This window comes from Macrococcus sp. PK (genome assembly GCF_022501545.1).
Classification (GTDB): domain Bacteria; phylum Bacillota; class Bacilli; order Staphylococcales; family Staphylococcaceae; genus Macrococcoides; species Macrococcoides epidermidis.
Genome location: NZ_JAEPRF010000006.1, coordinates 30595 through 47642, shown reverse-complemented (window position 1 = coordinate 47642; position 17048 = coordinate 30595). Strand labels below are relative to the sequence as shown.

At 31.2% G+C, this 17048-nt stretch carries 25 protein-coding genes; 8 read left to right on the top strand and 17 right to left on the bottom strand.

The window, feature by feature from the left end; all coding sequences use genetic code 11:
• Nucleotides 1-141: 141 nt before the first annotated feature.
• Both JJJ02_RS04965 and JJJ02_RS04960 read right to left on the bottom strand, forming a co-directional pair.
• The gene (locus tag JJJ02_RS04965; RefSeq protein WP_240837717.1) at nt 142-585 is read right to left on the bottom strand and encodes a GNAT family N-acetyltransferase; all 444 of its coding nucleotides are present in this window, start codon (nt 583-585) and stop codon (nt 142-144) included.
• Between the two features lie 4 nt (nt 586-589).
• A complete protein-coding gene (locus JJJ02_RS04960) occupies nt 590-1126 on the bottom strand; it encodes a GrpB family protein (protein ID WP_240837715.1) in 537 nt (178 codons plus the stop codon).
• 108 nt (nt 1127-1234) lie between these two features.
• On the opposite strand from JJJ02_RS04960, the gene JJJ02_RS04955 reads away from it, so the two are divergent.
• The 4 genes from JJJ02_RS04955 (at nt 1235) to JJJ02_RS04940 (ending at nt 3608) form a co-directional block, all read left to right on the top strand.
• Nucleotides 1235-1591 (top strand): cupin, encoded by a 357-nt coding sequence (locus JJJ02_RS04955; RefSeq protein WP_240837713.1) that lies wholly within the window; start codon nt 1235-1237, stop codon nt 1589-1591.
• Nucleotides 1592-1782: 191 nt separating this feature from the next.
• Nucleotides 1783-2955 carry an MFS transporter gene (locus JJJ02_RS04950; protein ID WP_240837711.1) on the top strand — a complete coding sequence of 391 codons (1173 nt, stop codon included), beginning with the start codon at nt 1783-1785 and terminating at the stop codon, nt 2953-2955.
• A gap of 130 nt (nt 2956-3085) precedes the next feature.
• Nucleotides 3086-3343, top strand: a complete 258-nt coding sequence (locus JJJ02_RS04945; RefSeq protein WP_240837709.1) for a type II toxin-antitoxin system Phd/YefM family antitoxin — start codon at nt 3086-3088, stop codon at nt 3341-3343.
• Nucleotides 3336-3608 (top strand): Txe/YoeB family addiction module toxin, encoded by a 273-nt coding sequence (locus JJJ02_RS04940; RefSeq protein WP_240837707.1) that lies wholly within the window; start codon nt 3336-3338, stop codon nt 3606-3608. The genes JJJ02_RS04945 and JJJ02_RS04940 overlap by 8 nt, the downstream gene beginning before the upstream one ends.
• Nucleotides 3609-3625: 17 nt before the next feature.
• Here JJJ02_RS04940 and JJJ02_RS04935 read toward each other — a convergent pair whose 3' ends face one another.
• The 5 genes from JJJ02_RS04935 to JJJ02_RS04915 all read right to left on the bottom strand — a co-directional run bounded on the left by JJJ02_RS04935 (nt 3626) and on the right by JJJ02_RS04915 (nt 6556).
• Nucleotides 3626-3940, bottom strand: coding sequence for a hypothetical protein (locus JJJ02_RS04935; RefSeq protein WP_240837705.1), 315 nt, complete (start codon nt 3938-3940; stop codon nt 3626-3628).
• 144 nt (nt 3941-4084) lie between these two features.
• Entirely contained in the window at nt 4085-4393 is a 309-nt protein-coding gene (locus JJJ02_RS04930) for a hypothetical protein (protein ID WP_240837703.1), read from the bottom strand.
• A 5-nt stretch (nt 4394-4398) separates the two neighbouring features.
• Nucleotides 4399-4884: an NUDIX hydrolase gene (locus tag JJJ02_RS04925; protein ID WP_240837701.1), complete on the bottom strand. Its 486-nt coding sequence runs from the start codon at nt 4882-4884 to the stop codon at nt 4399-4401.
• A gap of 31 nt (nt 4885-4915) precedes the next feature.
• Nucleotides 4916-5806, bottom strand: a complete 891-nt coding sequence (locus JJJ02_RS04920; protein WP_240837699.1) for a phosphotransferase family protein — start codon at nt 5804-5806, stop codon at nt 4916-4918.
• Between the two features lie 9 nt (nt 5807-5815).
• Nucleotides 5816-6556 (bottom strand): hypothetical protein, encoded by a 741-nt coding sequence (locus tag JJJ02_RS04915; protein ID WP_240837697.1) that lies wholly within the window; start codon nt 6554-6556, stop codon nt 5816-5818.
• A gap of 82 nt (nt 6557-6638) precedes the next feature.
• On the opposite strand from JJJ02_RS04915, the gene JJJ02_RS04910 reads away from it, so the two are divergent.
• Nucleotides 6639-7085, top strand: coding sequence for a GNAT family N-acetyltransferase (locus JJJ02_RS04910; protein ID WP_240837695.1), 447 nt, complete (start codon nt 6639-6641; stop codon nt 7083-7085).
• 44 nt (nt 7086-7129) lie between these two features.
• Here the strand turns inward: JJJ02_RS04910 and JJJ02_RS04905 are convergent, their stop codons facing one another.
• From JJJ02_RS04905 to JJJ02_RS04885, 6 genes are all read right to left on the bottom strand, one after another.
• Nucleotides 7130-8377, bottom strand: a complete 1248-nt coding sequence (locus JJJ02_RS04905; RefSeq protein ID WP_240837693.1) for an ATP-binding protein — start codon at nt 8375-8377, stop codon at nt 7130-7132.
• A 111-nt stretch (nt 8378-8488) separates the two neighbouring features.
• A complete protein-coding gene (locus JJJ02_RS04900) occupies nt 8489-9682 on the bottom strand; it encodes a S41 family peptidase (protein ID WP_240837691.1) in 1194 nt (397 codons plus the stop codon).
• Nucleotides 9683-9988: 306 nt separating this feature from the next.
• Entirely contained in the window at nt 9989-10138 is a 150-nt protein-coding gene (locus JJJ02_RS13425; RefSeq protein ID WP_396614721.1) for an AAA family ATPase, read from the bottom strand.
• A gap of 340 nt (nt 10139-10478) precedes the next feature.
• Nucleotides 10479-11216 carry a class I SAM-dependent methyltransferase gene (locus JJJ02_RS04895; protein ID WP_240837689.1) on the bottom strand — a complete coding sequence of 246 codons (738 nt, stop codon included), beginning with the start codon at nt 11214-11216 and terminating at the stop codon, nt 10479-10481.
• Nucleotides 11217-11390: 174 nt separating this feature from the next.
• Nucleotides 11391-11849, bottom strand: a complete 459-nt coding sequence (locus tag JJJ02_RS04890) for an NUDIX hydrolase (protein WP_240837686.1) — start codon at nt 11847-11849, stop codon at nt 11391-11393.
• 20 nt (nt 11850-11869) lie between these two features.
• Nucleotides 11870-12328, bottom strand: coding sequence for a GNAT family N-acetyltransferase (locus JJJ02_RS04885; protein ID WP_240837684.1), 459 nt, complete (start codon nt 12326-12328; stop codon nt 11870-11872).
• Nucleotides 12329-12441: 113 nt separating this feature from the next.
• Between JJJ02_RS04885 and JJJ02_RS04880 the strand changes: the two genes are divergently transcribed.
• Nucleotides 12442-12957: a DUF402 domain-containing protein gene (locus tag JJJ02_RS04880; protein ID WP_240837682.1), complete on the top strand. Its 516-nt coding sequence runs from the start codon at nt 12442-12444 to the stop codon at nt 12955-12957.
• Nucleotides 12958-13008: 51 nt separating this feature from the next.
• On the opposite strand, the gene JJJ02_RS04875 is transcribed toward JJJ02_RS04880, so the two are convergent.
• Nucleotides 13009-13395 carry a substrate-binding domain-containing protein gene (locus JJJ02_RS04875; protein WP_240837680.1) on the bottom strand — a complete coding sequence of 129 codons (387 nt, stop codon included), beginning with the start codon at nt 13393-13395 and terminating at the stop codon, nt 13009-13011.
• A gap of 241 nt (nt 13396-13636) precedes the next feature.
• Nucleotides 13637-14029 (bottom strand): sporulation protein, encoded by a 393-nt coding sequence (locus JJJ02_RS04870; RefSeq protein WP_240837678.1) that lies wholly within the window; start codon nt 14027-14029, stop codon nt 13637-13639.
• Between the two features lie 218 nt (nt 14030-14247).
• On the opposite strand from JJJ02_RS04870, the gene JJJ02_RS04865 reads away from it, so the two are divergent.
• Together JJJ02_RS04865 and JJJ02_RS04860 are read left to right on the top strand one after the other, a co-directional pair.
• Complete coding sequence (locus JJJ02_RS04865; RefSeq protein ID WP_111714843.1) at nt 14248-15252, top strand: cation diffusion facilitator family transporter; 1005 nt, start codon at nt 14248-14250, stop codon at nt 15250-15252.
• Nucleotides 15253-15264: 12 nt separating this feature from the next.
• A complete protein-coding gene (locus JJJ02_RS04860) occupies nt 15265-15450 on the top strand; it encodes a 2-hydroxymuconate tautomerase (protein ID WP_099577929.1) in 186 nt (61 codons plus the stop codon).
• A 43-nt stretch (nt 15451-15493) separates the two neighbouring features.
• Here the strand turns inward: JJJ02_RS04860 and imm48 are convergent, their stop codons facing one another.
• Entirely contained in the window at nt 15494-15946 is a 453-nt protein-coding gene (gene imm48, locus JJJ02_RS04855; RefSeq protein ID WP_099577927.1) for an Imm48 family immunity protein, read from the bottom strand.
• 87 nt (nt 15947-16033) lie between these two features.
• A complete protein-coding gene (locus tag JJJ02_RS04850; protein ID WP_239242724.1) occupies nt 16034-16975 on the bottom strand; it encodes an LCP family protein in 942 nt (313 codons plus the stop codon).
• Nucleotides 16976-17048 lie beyond the last annotated feature (73 nt).

The window sequence follows — 17048 nt, the reverse complement described above, 5'->3', positions numbered from 1 at the left end:
CTAAAAAGAATTTTAGTCCAATAAATTTCTTAATAAAAATTATCTTTAATAATTATCACTTATTTAAAAAAATTTTTCTTGTTACTAGATAATTTTTTAACAATATTTTGGGTATGTATGTTAAATAGCTAATTTTAAACATTAACTTATCGTTTTTGAAAAGTGATACACTGTCTCATCAATAGTCATTCCCATTTTTTCGTATAGTTTTTGCGCTTTCACATTATCTTTACCAGTTTCTAAACAGATGTATCTCGCATTATTTTCTTCTGCATATTTAAATGACTTTTCAATCAATTTTATACCTGCACCAGTATTACGAGCTTTTTCACTCACGTATAAATCATTAAGTATATATGCACGTTGTAAACTTACTGTTGAAAATGTTGGATATATTTGAACGAAGCCTATTACTTCATCGTCTAGTTCAGCTACAAATATTTGAGATTCTTCATAATTAAACCTATCCTTTAGAAATTGCTCGCACAATGTTAAATCGCTTTGCTTATTGTAAAAGATACGGTAATCATTAAGTAAAATAGATACACTTTTTAAATCTTTTTCTTCCATATTTCTAATGTTCATAATATTAATATCCTCCAACATCATTATTAATAATTGATTTGATAAATGCTTCTTTTTCTTGTGTATATTTAGGTCTGTCATCTGCGTATTGTGTAGATAGTTTCTCTTTTAAACGTTGATATTCCATTCTAGCATCTGAATGTGAACGTAAATAATCTCGAAACTTTAATAATTCTGTATATTTCTGCTGTCCTTTATTGACAATATGAATAAAATGGGTATGTTTTTGAAAAGACTCATCCTCGAATTTCGCCAATACAATTTCATCATTTTTTTCAACACGCAATCTATAAATGTCTATTGTCTTTAATGCTTCAAAAAAAGATTCAGGAAGTGACATATAATCTTCAACGCCTATTAATATATCAATAATAGGCTTAGCTGATAAACCAGGTATAGATGTACTTCCAATGTTATGAATTGCGTTTTTGTCTAACTTTACAACTTTAAGAATTTCATTTTTTACATGATTAAATTCATCAGCCCATATTTCTTGGTATTCACTTAATACAACCTCACCACGATTAACCCCTAATGACATTGCTTCCAACCCCCATCAATTGTATTATATTTATTATATAGAATTTTCGGAAAATTAAAATGCGAAAATTAAAATGCGAAAATTAAAACAGAATAAAAAGGAAAAAATATGAAAATTTATCCACTGAAGAAATCTATGGCAACACAAATTGACAATCATAATTCGAATGGTTTTTTTATAAATAGATTAGCAACACTGGATTCAAAAATATCTATTAACTTCATCCACTTAGAAGCTAATGGCATTATAGGTAATCATAAAGCACCAGTTAATCAAATATTATTAATCGTCGACGGTGAAGCAATTGTTTCATCGAACAATCATACAACTGTTTCAATCAGTAAAAATACCGCGGTATTCTTTGAAGCTGGGGAAATGCATGAAACAAGAACGAATGATGGTTTAAATGCAGTTATTATTGAAAGCCCAGATTTAACTGATGACTTGTTTCAATATAATCAATAAATTTTTCCAAATTAATATTGTACAAATTTTCTGATAATGATAAGATGAATGCATTAAAAACAATAAAAGGTGATCTCATATGTAATGATTTCTTTCTAATATATCAATTAGACGTAGACTTACAAGTCAATAAAAACAATTAAATAAGTTGTATTTGTAAGTCTATGATCTTCTTAAATTAGGAGGAAATCATGAAAGGATTTACAAATAACTTTAAATACTTATACTTTAGTCAGTTATTCGCCAATACGAGCGATAATATTTATATTATTGCACTGATTGCTTATCTATATGAATTGACGCACTCTATTCAATTAAGTGCATTAGTTCCTATTTTCATCACATCTGCTTATTTTATAAGTGGATTTATCGCACCAATTATATATTCTAGATTTCAAAAGCAATATATTTTAGTGTTTAATCAAACGATGAAATGTGGCTTGCTGATCTTATTGATCGGTACAATGTATCTTGAATTGCACTATATTTATATATTAGGGTTAGCATTTATGATTGCGTTCTTAGATGGATTTACAAATCCATTAAGCAACACATTAATCCCCTACTTTGAGTTAAAGGATAATATACTTAGAGCAAACGGAAAAATTAGCAGTATGAATAATATGATACAAATTACTGCCTGGGCATTAGGTAGTATATTGTTAGCATTCCTACATAGTGATGGATTGATTATGTTTTGTGTCATCTTGTCTATCATATCTGTGATATTTATGATGAAGATAAATTTTAATATCAATACTGTAGAGCGTGAGCGTATAGGTTCCAAAAATTTCAAAGCAGTTATAAAAAGCAATCGTACTAGCTACAGTCAATATTTAAATTGGAATACTTTTATCGCGTCATTTGGCCATGCTGTCTGGATTGCTGCAATAATGATTGCCTTTGTAAAAGAATATTTAAATGCCCCATCTTACTGGTTTGGTATTATCAACGCGGCATTTTTCGTAGGTTTACTTGTCGGATCAAAGATGATTCATATGATTGAAAGATTTAAATTGGTTTACTTCTATTACATTGGATATATGCTGCTTTCACTCATTACGTTTATCTTCGGTATTAACAGGTGGTTAATACTAGCTGTCCTGCTATCATGGCTTTATGGAATTATAGAACAGCTATTGTCTATATCACTACACACAGAAATTCAAAAGCATTTAAATCATGAAACACTGCTTGATACTTACACCCTTAATCAAAGTGTTTATAGTTTAGGATTTTGTTTATCAACATTTGTGATGTCGTTACTAGCAGAACACGCTACCTTAACATTCGCATTTGTTATAGCATCGCTTGCTTACTTATTGATTTGTTTACTCACATATCGATATAAAAATATATTCTAAAAGACAAACCCATCGCTCAAATATTTGAGTGATGGGTTATTAAAATCAGCATTCTCAAGAGTAAAAAGTAACAATTATATACATAATATCCCAATAGTGGTACAATAATGTTGTACAAGGAGGCGATAAAATGAAAGTCACAACTTATTCTAATGCAAGATCAAACTTTAGAAAAATTATAGAAATTGTTAATGAAGACTGTGAACCTTACACAATCACAACAAATACGCATAATGCCGTGATATTATCTGAACAAGATTATAATAGTATGATTGAAACACTTTATTTACAGAGTACACCAGCGAACGCCGAAAGATTACAAAAAGCGATTGATGAATCAATTGATAAAAAAAACTTACTAGAAGTTGAGATAGATTTAGATGTCTAAGAAAAAGATACTTTTTTATTCAAGTGGTTTTGAAGATTATACGTACTGGCAAACTAACGATAAAATTGTATTAAAGAAAATAAATAAACTAGTAAAGAGTATTATGATTGATGGTGCAAATGAAGGTATAGGAAAGCCAGAAAAATTATTAGGAAACTATACAGGGTGCTATAGCAGAAGGATCACTCATGAACATAGGCTCGTATATAAGATAGAAGATGATTCAATTTTTATTTTACAATGTCGTTTTCATTATAAAAGGTAGAATAGCTATTCAATAGCCTATTCTACCTTAATTTTTTTATAAATTTTATAATTAACTTCATCTCTGTTACTTTGAATCGTCTCAAATCGTTCTATCGTCCACGGTTCCCAGAATGTCTGTCCTTGTTTGTTAAAGACATATTCGTCATCAATCGCATAACATGCATGTGTAAGTAAATCGTCATGATAGAAACAGATAATATCTCCTCTATTAAATGAAGTTTCCACTTCTTTGTATCCAAGACGATTAAGGAAGATCATAAAGGTTTCCTGATGCACCCACTGTTCTAATATAAATGGATTTTTAGTTAATGCATACAGTGTTGCCGACAAACAATTTACGCCATGGTATTCCGGGAATTTATTATGCAATGCAGTCAGATGAGATATTGTACTGAACTGTGTTATATCTGTTTTGCTAGGTTCATCATCGAACTGTTGGATAAAGCTTATTTGTTCTTTTTGAGAGAGCGTATCCTAATATGCTGAGGTTATTAATCTATCATCATTGATCAGATGAGTGCCATTATCGATCATTTCTTGTTTCAATGCATTTTTAAATGTATTTTCTATGCTTTCATACCGTCCTGGTTCGGCTACAATAACAAATTCATATGTCAGGTTCCACGTTTGATACGTTGAAATGTTAACAACATTCGATAAGCTACTGTTTTTCTTAAACTCTTCTTTCGGTACAACTACAGTGTTTATTAAATAATGCTTATGTTGGTTTAAGAAAGCTTCTGATATAAAGAAAAGATCAAACTCGAACTTCAAATTACGCATGTTAACTACCCCACTTTAATATACTTACAATATCTATCCCATAATTCTGGTATTAATTCATCTAAATTTTGTTCAATTTCATTCGGACTGACCCACTTAGCATCAACAACTTCTTCAGCCTGAAGATTAAATGTAATATCATTCGTTGGTGCTTCGTAAAGATAAGTCTCAGTAATATAATGTGAATGCATGGTATAACCTTTGAATTGAATATCATCTAAAGGCGCAAATATACCTGCTTCTTCAAGTAACTCACGATGTGCAGCAAGTACACCATCTTCTCCTGCAACAGCTGATCCTCTACTACATTCCCATTTCAAACCAAGTGGTTTATCAGGATGACGTTGTGTAAGTAGCAAATCACCATTTGGTTTCTGTACCCAGATCTCTACAACTAAATGGTACAATCCATCAGGTACTGTAACACCTCTTTCATGGAGTATACCAGTTTTTTGTCTATTGATATCTAGAAGTTCCCATATTTCACTCAAGTGTATCCCTCCAATATTTTAATTCGCAATTTTATTTATACCACTTAGGAATTACAATATTAAAATCTTCATAATACTTACGTTGTACTTCAAACTCTTCTTTCATCACTTGTATTTCTTTGTCACCAAATGGGACTGCCCATGGTAATGATGATAAGATATTCGTAGCGATGTAAACAGATAATACTTCCCAAAAATCAATCGGTACTTTACCATCAAAATATCCATCAACGCGACCTCTACTAAATGCCTCACTCGTATTTACACACCAACTGATACGATTGAATTCTTCAAATGGTTCACCGATACTACATCTGTCAAAATCAATAATCCACAGCTTACCTTTTTCATCAATGACCATATTCCCTACATGATAATCGCCGTGGTGGTAGACAACAGGTTTATCTATGATACGATTCTCATACTTTTCTATTACATTAAATAAACACTGATCATTATCGTATTTATATTCACAGTTTAGATACATCGATTGCTTACGTTCGATTTTCTTTAGGAAAAAGTCACGCCATCCAAACTGATTTGCTCCAGGTAAAGTATGAATGGCTTTCAATATTCTCCCAGCTTCAAGACCAAGTTCATATTGCTCTTCTAAAGTTAATGTCGGTAATATTTCTTTAGCTTCATGACCTTCAATCCATCTGTATAATAAATAATAGTGGTCTTTAAATTCACCATGTAATACTAATTGTTGCACAGGAAGACCAAGGTCCATACACTGTTCAACTAAATAAATTTGCAATTTAATATCTTCTATTTCTTTAAAAGAGGAAAGCCGTAATAGATACTTATCATCCCGAGTTGTAACAATATATTTTTGATCATCCGACCAGCCTTTGTTAAAGCTTTCTAACTTCAAAAAATGAAAGCCTGGCAAGTGTTGATTTAATTCATCAATATGCATGGCACCCTCCTAAATATGTGTTTCAAAATAATGTGCTAAAGATACCTTTCTCCCTTCCGTATCCCAATCATGATAAAGTTTAAATAAACGTGATACATCTCCATCTACAAACCTTACAAACTGAGTGATTTTAACAAAACTCATACAGTAATGAAACATAATATATTCCTTTGGGTGCGAGTAAATATCGTATGTAAAGTGTTCTAAAGGTAAGTCACCAAATTCATTTAAATAATATTTGTAAAGTGACTTTTCTAAATGATAAATGTCATTGAATAACTGTTCATCAAAAAAGAACTTTCTAGGAAGATAAGTCGCCATTCCTTCTTCAAACCACATATCTTCACACGTGGGATTCTCGTCATCAAATTCAGCAAGAAATAGATCGATATGATGCGTGAGTTCATGTCCTAATATTGCAAGCATCTCATCTTTAGTGTGTGCGGCATAAAATGACGTATATTTATCTTTTAACGATTCTGGAAGCAACGCTGTAAAATATTGTACCCAGTAATCTTTCTCAGCACACATATAGATCGCTTCATCTCTCGTAAAGGCAGGTACTGGTTTTTCAAGTACATCCTCCATTACAAAGCGTGATGTCCAGAATACACCATTGGGTATATCCTTTAACTGAAAATTATCTATAAGATATTTCTGGTAATCATTTATTAGTGTATGGAAATATGTAATATCAGCATGATACTTATTAAAATCATCTGATTGTTCAAAAGTATAGATTGGTTTCATTAATCTGCACCTTTCTGTGTTTATCATAGGAAAAAAATATATAATGACATTATACAGAAAATTCTTACAAATAGGTGATTCGATGTTAAAACAAGTTTATGAAATCAACGATGAAATTTTAGCGTTATTGTTATTAGCAGACCCTTCGATTAAAATGATTAATCAATATATTAGTGAAAGTTCAATCTATATATTAGAAGAAAATGATCTCATTGGTGTTATTGTCCTTAAAGAAGTAAGTGAATCAACGATGGAAATAATGAATATTGCAGTAAGTGAAACTTATCAAGGAAAAGGTTATGGAAAGTTGATGCTAAAAGAAGCAGAAAAAATGGCGAAGCATTCAGGATATAACAATTTAATCATTGCAACAGCCAACTCAAGTCTGAACCAACTCGCATTATATCAAAAGTGTGGATTTAGACTTCATGAAATAGAAAAAGACTTCTTTATCAATGCATATAAAGAAGTCATAATTGAAAATGGTATAAGAGCGTTGGATAAGTTAATACTTAGTAAAAATATATAACATTTAAATTATTAAAATTCAATTTTGCTTTAATCACTCAAGAATTATATCCTATACTTTGTTCCACGACCTGTGCCGACTTTATAGACATATCCATTTTCACAAAGATGGTTTATTAAGCGAATGACCTTTGATTTATTGAAAGGCGTACGTTCTACTATTTCGCTGCTTGAAAGCACATATCCAGAACTCAGTGTCTCCATAATGATACTTTCATCTTTTGTTACTTTTGGTAAAACATTTGTTACTGGAAGGATAATCTTAATACTTGTTTCTGAAACAAAAAATTGAGGCTTCACTTTATATTGGCTATAAGCAGATTTAATACGTTTAATACCTGTACCAAACATCTCAATATATCCTAATCTGAAAAATATATTAGCAAGAATAGGATTTCTTAATATTGAAACATTGTTTTCAAGATAATCGAACTCGCTAATCCCACTAGGCAATCCCCCTGGAGATGTAATTTCAATTTTATCTGGAAACATAGCAATATTAATATGGCTGTTAATATCCCAATGACGGTGAATAATTGCATTGGCTAAAGCTTCTCTAAATGCATCTTTCGGGATAATCTCGATTGAATTTCTATGCATCCCTTCTATCTTCTCGTATTCATAATAACGTTCAAATGAGTCAATAGCAGCTTGATAAGCTGAAAGGATTGAAATATTGGATAGACGGTTTCTATCAAGTATTTCATTTATAGAATGACCAAACCGCGCAATATCAATGCAGGAAAACTTATTACGATCAGCTACAATGGACGCTGCATTATTATATTTACCATTACTATCAATAATTCCTAAAGTTTTAAATAAATCATCGGATACAACATTAACATGAATTTTTTCCATCAATAATTTTGAAAGTGTATTGAAAGTAAGATCAGTTGATTTAACTTCAAGTGCTTCGAAAGATAAATTTGAACCTTCCAATACTAAACGCTTTAATTCTAGCTGGTCAACTTCAATTGTAGCAGTATCATTTCTTCGATATGCCTTAACTTTATATAAATATGGTTTATGAACGCCCTCTGTAACTTCTAAACAAATCGTATTGTTTCTGTTAATTGAAAAAGTAAAGTAAGGACTAGGATTTATACTATCGTTAATTTTATTTTCGATATCTAATATTGTTTTCTGAATGTTTTCAAACCCAATATATTCACCATTATCTGATACACCAAATATTATTTGTCCATTTCCATAATTCGCATAGGCACTCACGGTCTTTAAGAACTGATTTGATACTTTTTCTTTAAATGCAGTTGTTTTATTTTCAATCAACTAGACCACCTCTATTTACAAACCAACAAAAATGCAACGCAAAATTTTGCGTTGCATTTTTGTTTGAGAATAAATATTATAAATCAAATTATTTCCTTAATTAATTTCCAACTATTCATTAACCAACTGAATCGCCTTTTCAAGTAGAACATCGCGTGATAATTCTTCAGTCGTCCATGGAATTTCGATATCTGGTGTAATTCCTTTTAAAGCCATAGAGACACCATGATCTAAACCGTTATATCTTGAATAAGGACAAAGTAAGTCAAATTGATCGTTTAAATAGAGATAACTACAATTTGAATAATCATTCATACCTTTAGTAGCTCTTCCTATAACCGTCACAAATTCGCTATGTTTAACGGTCTCAACAAAATTGTCACCTGAACTCCCGCATCTTTCATTAGCGATTACAATTACTTTAATATCTTGAGCGATACCGTCCAATACAATCGGTTCAATATCATCGTCGAATTTAGTCATACCTTTACCATAGTTATCAGACATTCTTTTGCGATATTCCTTAAACGCTTCTTTCGTCTCTCCCTCATCCATCTTCATCAAATCTTTATCCACTTTACTGATCATATAATCACAATATTTTTTTGTATAATTAAACGTTAATCCGTAGTCGATATTTAATATGTATCCAGGTGGAAAGATGTATTCTAACAATGGGAAATATGCAAAGTCACTGCCACCTCTATTATCACGCACATCGATAATAAATTTTTTACTCCGTTTAAGTAAGTTACTATTTTGTTTAATGAGTTCATGTAATGCATTAACATTTTTAAAATCAGGTAATCTGATAAATATATAATCATCATGATTTTCTATTCTATATTCTTCATCATATAATTCATCATTAGACGCGATAAAGATATTTTTAACTTCTCCATTTTTTATAGTTACAGTTTTATACTTACGAAGAACATTATGCCATTCGTATCTTTCAGGATTTGGATCAAATAATAAATTTGCATCATTTTCAATTATATCTTGAATTGAGTGCTCACCTATTTTTATTATTTCACTACCAATCGATATGTCTGGGTCAATAGATTTTACAACAAACAGCCGATTATTATGGTTCTTACATAAGATTGATATTTTTTTTGTATTTAGTTTATCAATAATACGTAAATGAGGATCATGCAGTTTATTGAGCTGTTCAGTTACATCGGGAAAGAAATCATGAATATTTGAAAAATCCATCGATGTAATAATATCCTTTTTATCATTAAATCCGACATATTCTTCATTTAAATATTTATTTAATAAATTTAGTTCAGTTTTAAACATTAAATCCCTCCACCCTGTTAAATATACAGAATATTCAAATATAATTATATAATAATCATGACTAGTTGACACTAAACAAATTAAACGATTGCCCCTTTTCTAATAAAGAGTTATATTTTAAGCAAAAAAGCACTTCTCGATTATCATCGAAAAGCACTTAAATTTTATAAAATTATTTATCAATAAAAAATCAACTCTGAGAACATTAATTGTTTTTTCCCATTCACTTACAAGTTGTATTTCATCAAAAAATAAATAAATGCGGTCATCCTTGCTAAATCGCTCTGAAACAAGATCAACTAGTTTTTAGGCATTATTAATAGATAATCCGTCTTTTGATTCGAAATTAAGAAATAAAATATGTTCATCTTTTATGTGAGAAAGCAATTCATATCTAATCATTTCTAAAAGCGTCGATTTACCGACACGTCGTAAACCTGTTAAAACTTTTACAATCGGTTTATCTGCAAAACGGCTAATAATATTGAGGTATTGAACTCTAATAATTTAATCAAAAATATCAACCTCCCATTTCGATTATAATCGAAATCAAAGAGGAAAATAATTAGCGTTTCGATTATAATCGAAACGCAAGTTATTTGATACAGTACCAATAAAGTATTGCTTTCATAAAACCATTACTTGTATTTCTTGCGCATTAAAATGCGCTACCAAACGCAAAGTTAATGTAATTTACGTAACAAATCTCTATGCTAACAAGTTTCCAAGAGTTTTGACACTTAACGTTTTGAGAACTGTGGTGAACGACGAGCGCCTTATACCCAAGCTTCTTACATTACGATTTTTTCGCTTTTATCACTAAAAACGGTGGTCTATGATTTACTTTCATAATATCTTCTGCATCCCATAATTTTAACGACATTTCTGTATTGCCTGTATCAATTACTCGTTCAATAATGAATCCATTATCGATTATAGTATTCATCATTGTACCAATTGTGCGATGATAACGTATTACTTCAGTATCTAACCACTCTATCGGTCTCGCGCTTTCTTCAAAATAATGATCTAATTTATAGTGATTGAATCGACTCTCAACATGAGACCAATTTTCTTGTTGTTTTGTTGCTGTTGTTAACGGATGTTCTGTAGAAAATAATAATATACCGTCATTTGCTAGTAATTTATTTGATTTTTTCATTAGTAAATTGAAATCTTTAATGTAATGGAAAGCCAGACTTGATACTATCACATCAAATTTAATGTCTGTTTCATATGAAAGTATATCAGATACAACAAATGACACACGTTCATCATTAACATGCTCTTTCGCATATGAAATCATATTGTTCGAAATATCTAAACCTACAATCTGTTTTGGGTTCAATTCGAGCATATATTTAATAAATTTTCCCATTCCACAACCAATGTCTAATACCGTTTTCCCTTTTATATCTGGCAATTCTTCTTTCATTACCGGCATTTCGATCATCTCATTATAACTTAATTTGTTGTTACGAATCTTTGTGTAACCTTTATAGAAATGCTCATTATCATAAATATTTTGTGACATTCTATTCATCTCCTAATTATACTTGGGCCCAGTAATTATATTTTATAAAACTATATAAAAAAGAATAGACTTATATTATAAAAATATGTATGATGTATTATAGAAGTAACAAAAATAATTTTACAATAATTTACATAAATTTTAACAGCCATCGTTTATCGATGGCTGTTTTTCTTATTCATGATTAATAATATGTTCAAAAATTTTATTCTCACCTAACAACTTGTCTTTTAATACGGCAGGTTGAAGATTAATCTTTTCGATTTCATTTAGTGGAAACCATCGATACGCCATATCTTCTCCATTTTCACATCCGATTATAGATATTCCTCTATCCCATAATAATTTGGAGTGACAAAAATAATAAACGCCGAGCTCATGGAATGACTTTTCTTGTGAATGATATGTTTGTTCAATGAAAATAGCACTTTGTTCAATCGCTATGTTAGTAGAAAGTTCTTCAAATATCTCTCTCTTCAACGCAGTTCTAGAATCTTCCAGCATTTGAACTTTGCCACCCGGTGGTGTCCAATAATCTCTAATATTTTGAAGCAATATATGATTGTTATTAATGATCAGTGCAGATGTTCTATACTTAAATCTCATTTTTTCTTTAGTAAATGTTATGTCCATATACGCACTCCAGATATCCGTTATTTTCTATAATTAATCAAAGTCAAATTATCGTTTATTCTATTTAATTCACCAAATCTTTCATAACCCAACTTTTCGTATAAATAACAGTTCCCCTTCTCTTCAAGAATCGTATTTAGCATCCAATTTGTTGAGCCGTGAATAACTTCAACAGCTTCAATTGCACGTTGAGCTAATCCTAAATTTCGATATTCCGGTAATATAAATATTGGCGAAATTCGTTTAGGTGAATCATCATGCTTATCGACTATTCTAATAGCTCCAGCAATTTCATTATTATGATAAATAAAATAATAGTATGTAAATGGTTGTTCTAACCTTCTATGAATTAATTCTACGTCCTCATTTGCTGGACTCGTTTCAAAGTCTTGATATTTATCTAAAAGTGATTGAAATGAATTTACTTGCATCTCCCAAATTACATTTGCATCATGTATACTCGCACGTTTTAAGTTCATATGGCCTCCTACTCCTGTACAAAATATACTTATTTTGTGCTTTAATCTATTTAAAGAATTTTCTGATTAATATATCATATAATTAAATCAATAAATTTACAACGGAGGTTTAAATGAAAGAATACATTGTTAATACATATAAATATGATCATACTATTCACTATTCATGGAAATCAGAACTTATAGAGGAGAATGAAACATACATTCTTCTTAAGTCTCTGCCACCCAGAAAACTTATTCATCATACACGTGGTCAAACATTTGTTTATGATAATGCTTCTCTTGAGTTCATATCAAAAAGTGACGGTTTTACAATAAATACGGACATTTATCGTAATGGTGATATTGAATACTACTGTAATATATGTTCTCTGCCTAAATTAACAGAGAATGATATAGATATTGTGGATCTAGATATTGATATGATTATCGATAAAGAAGGTAAATATTATTTTGTAGATGGAGACGAGTTTGAAATTAACAAAATAAAATATCAATATCCAGATAACTTAATAACAGAGGTAAGTCACTTGAAAGAAAAATTAGAATCTTTATATCGTTCTAAGGCATTCCCTTTTGATGGTTTTCTATTAAAACATGTTGAAACTATAATGAATGATGTAAAATAATAAATTCGGCTAAATAAACGAATTCACTTCTTTTCGTCTATTTAGCCGAATTCAAGTTGACTTTCTAATAATCAATTTTGACGGCAATTCCTCTGATGTTGCAGAGTCAGACAGTATTAATTCCACACTACGATCTCCCATTTGTAATAATGGCAGATCGATACTTGTTATGTTATTTACCTGTGATAGTTCACCGTTTTCGTAGGATATGAGTGCAATGTCTTCCGGCACTTTAATGCCTTGATTCTGAAACTCTGCATAAAGTCCTGCACAGTGTGCATCATTGGTCACAATTAACGCATCAGGTAAGTTCGTTTGTTTCAGTATTTTTTGTGCGAGTTGTTTCTCTTCTGTAACATATGGATGATTATTTATTATTCTGGATACAGTGGTTACTGACACACCTGCTTCCTTTGCGATATCACGAATATTTGACATGAAGCAATTCCCCCTTGCTTTGAAACTCGTTTCATACATTACAATCGACTTAAGAAAGAGGTGATTGTAATGTATGGCTGTTTATCACTGATTATTTTATGTGCCATTGAACGCTTATTTGTAAGTATTGTACCGGAAGTTGAAGATAAATATTAAGGCTTATGAAGGTATGTATAAAGCTTAATTGATAATAAAAATAGACAGGCGGCAATATTTGTTTTGCGTCCTGTCTATAATAATATTAACTTGATTGCACACTTTCAAAATAAATTTGATCTTCATCATAATAATCTACTGCATTATCAACAAATACGTGTGTCATGATATAGAATTCATGGTTATAGTCTTCTATTTCTTCGTGTGTATCAAATATAAATGGTACTTCTTCTGTTCCGTCATGTTGAAGAATTATTTTAGAAACAGGAAGATCGATTGTATGGAAGTCGCTTGTTTCATCCGTATTTTCTTTTCTTTCTATTAAAGTAAGTTCAATACGTTCTATATCCTGTTCTGTTAAGTTTTCTAATTTAACGACACCAGCAATTTGTTCCTCAGGTTGAAATGTTGTTCTCTTAACAAGTGTATCAACTTTTGCATCTCCAATTCCTATTGATGTAAGTAGTTCTTTAAACATGATATACCTCCTTATTGCGTATATGAATTTTTAATATAATCTCTCTTAAATTAAATTAATCGTACCATAATGCAAGGCGGACTTAAAATAATATCCTTATTCTATTGAAATAATGTTTATTTCTTTTCAATTATGGTTACAGTTATACAACGATTATTAAGGTTTTTCACTTTAATTTCGGTTATAATATAATAATAAAATGAATAAAGGAGTTTTCTATGTCACGTTTATTTAATTTACTCAAAAAAGGTAGTAAGTCTTCTCTAATTGCAGCAATCGTAAATTTTATTCTAGGTTGTTTAAAGTTCGGAGCTTACGTATTTACTGGTAATGTCGCTATGTTCGCTGAAATGATGCATTCATTCGGTGATGCTGCAAACCAATTATTCGTATGGGTTGGTTCAGCGGTTTCTAAGAAAGAACCGAACGAGAAATTCCCATTCGGTTATGGTCGACTTGTGAATATCGTTTGTTTATTTGCAGTGATTATCGTTGCAATTTTAGCGTACGAGACAATTTTAGAAGGGATTCACCATATTCAGCACCCTGCTGCTGCGGGTGATCACAATCCTACGCACTTCTTAATCAACGTCGGTGTATTATTAATTGGTGTTGTGTTAGAAAGTTCAGTTTTATATAAAGCTGGTAAAGAAGTGTTAGAAGAAGTTAATAAACCAACAACTGGTCTTCACCCTTTCACTACGAGTTATGCCAATTTAGCTAAAGCTAAGCCTGCAACGAAGTTAGTATTTATGGAAGATACTGTTGCAACGGGTGGCGGTGTTATCGCTTTAATCGCCGTTATTGTTTCTCGTTTTACAGGATTCACAATGATTGAAGGTATTGTATCTGTTATTATCGGTTTAGCGATGTTCTACGTTGTATTTAAAGTGTTTATGGAAAATGCAGCTGGTGCTATCGGTCGCGCTGATGAAGATATGGAAGTTTATGCTTCTAAAATCATTTTAGAGCATCCTGAAATCTCTGATATTAAACGTTTAGTCGTTATGAAAGAAGGAGAAGATAAGCATATTGAAGCGACTGTGGAAACATTAGGTCATCAATTTAATCTACGTGAATTATCTGCAATCAAGAAAGATTTAGTTACAAAGTTATTACAACAACCACACGTTACAGATGTCAATATCGAAATCATGGAAGATGACGGTACGGATGACTGGATCAGTGGTAAAGGATCATCAGTAAATATAGTACACAAATAAGGAGAGAATTATATGCCATTTATTACAGTAGAATTACTAGAAGGTCGTTCAGAAGAACAGTTAAAGAAAATCGTTGAAGAAGTAACTGAAGTTGTTGCTACAAATGCGAACGCACCGAAAGAAAATATTCATGTATTTATTAAAGAATTGAAAAAAGAGCGCTATGCAGTGGCTGGTAAATTAAAATCAGAATCTTAATTCAAAGAAAAAACCTGTTTGTCCTTAGCGGACAAGCAGGTTTTTATTGTTCATTCGGATTGATTCGTGCAGCCATATTAATACGTTTCGGAGCAGGCTCAGGTTCTACAACTGCTTTTATATCATTTAGTATCATCGAATAATCATTTTGGAAGTCGACAACGCGTCCCCCATCTAAATATTGATCGAGTCCTTTATGGATAATGATATAGATTGATTCATTTTCTTCTTTGTTTGTGCAAGAGATAATATATTGTGTTAAAGCTTCAGCGTAATCAACTGGATAGCCGATAAATTCTGAGATTAATCTGACCATAACAACTTGTATTTCTTCTGCGCCAAAGTCATTTTTTTGTGCATAACCATTGAGTACACCGAAAGTATACGCCACCATTGCCTGATCATCTGCATCACTATGTTCATCGTATACAGGTGACGCTTGTAATGTATCAGCAACTTTCACAGCATACTGGTACATTGCTTCTAAATCATTCATTTTAAATCCCTCCATTTAATTCATAATTTATTTTATCATTGTTATATTATGAATGCATATAATAAAAACTCAGTCTTCTGACTGAGTTTATTCCTCTAGGAATTTCTTAATGGCTGCTTTATTTTTCTCTTTATCAATTTCTAATACTGCGCCAGCTTCAGGATAACTCATCTGAGTATAACTATCTTTCACTGGAATAACTAGCGTATTAGGGTCTTTACTACCTCTAATTACAAACGAAGTGCCTGTTCTAAATATTTCTCCATCAGTCATGTCTGTATTGATATACCCTCTTGCAATACCAGCAAGTTTAGGTGTTTTTAAGATTACTGGAAGACTAACCATTTCTTTCTTTAAAGCACGGATTACTTGCTGTTGACGTCTAACGCGACCAAAGTCAGCTTCAGCATCATTTCTGAATCGTGCATAGCCAAGTAACTCTTTACCATTTAGATTGTGTTTTCCTTCAGTCAGCGTGACACCGATTTTTTCTGACATATCCTTTTCAACATCAATAGGTACACCATTCGGCGATATTTCATCAACCATTGCAGAAAATCCTTTAAAATCAACAATCGCATAATGATCAATATCGATATCTAGATTCTGTTTAATCGTTTGGCGTAAAAGTTCCGGTCCACCTAATGTATATGCTGTATTAATCTTATAATTTCTGTAACCTGGTATTTCAGCATAAATATCACGCATCACGGAAATAACTTTCATCTTTTTATTTAAATAATTATATTGACCAATCATGATGGAATCAGTTCTCGCAGATCCATCAACTGCTCGGTCCTGCCCTAATATTAATATGTTAATTTTTCCATCTTTTTTATTCACACCGTTAAATTCATATTGCTCATGTTTCGGTGCATGCTTTTCAGCTTGCTTTAAGCCACTTTCATAACTCGATTTTATGTATAAAAAACATCCTAATAAAATACAAATAATAAATAATAATATAAACGGTAACTTACGAATACGACGCTTTTTTCGGCGACGTACAGGTGGCGTTTGTCCATCCATAATAAAACACCCTACTTTCCATTCTCCAGTATATTAAACTTATAAAAAATAAGACTAAATTGCAAGCAAATAC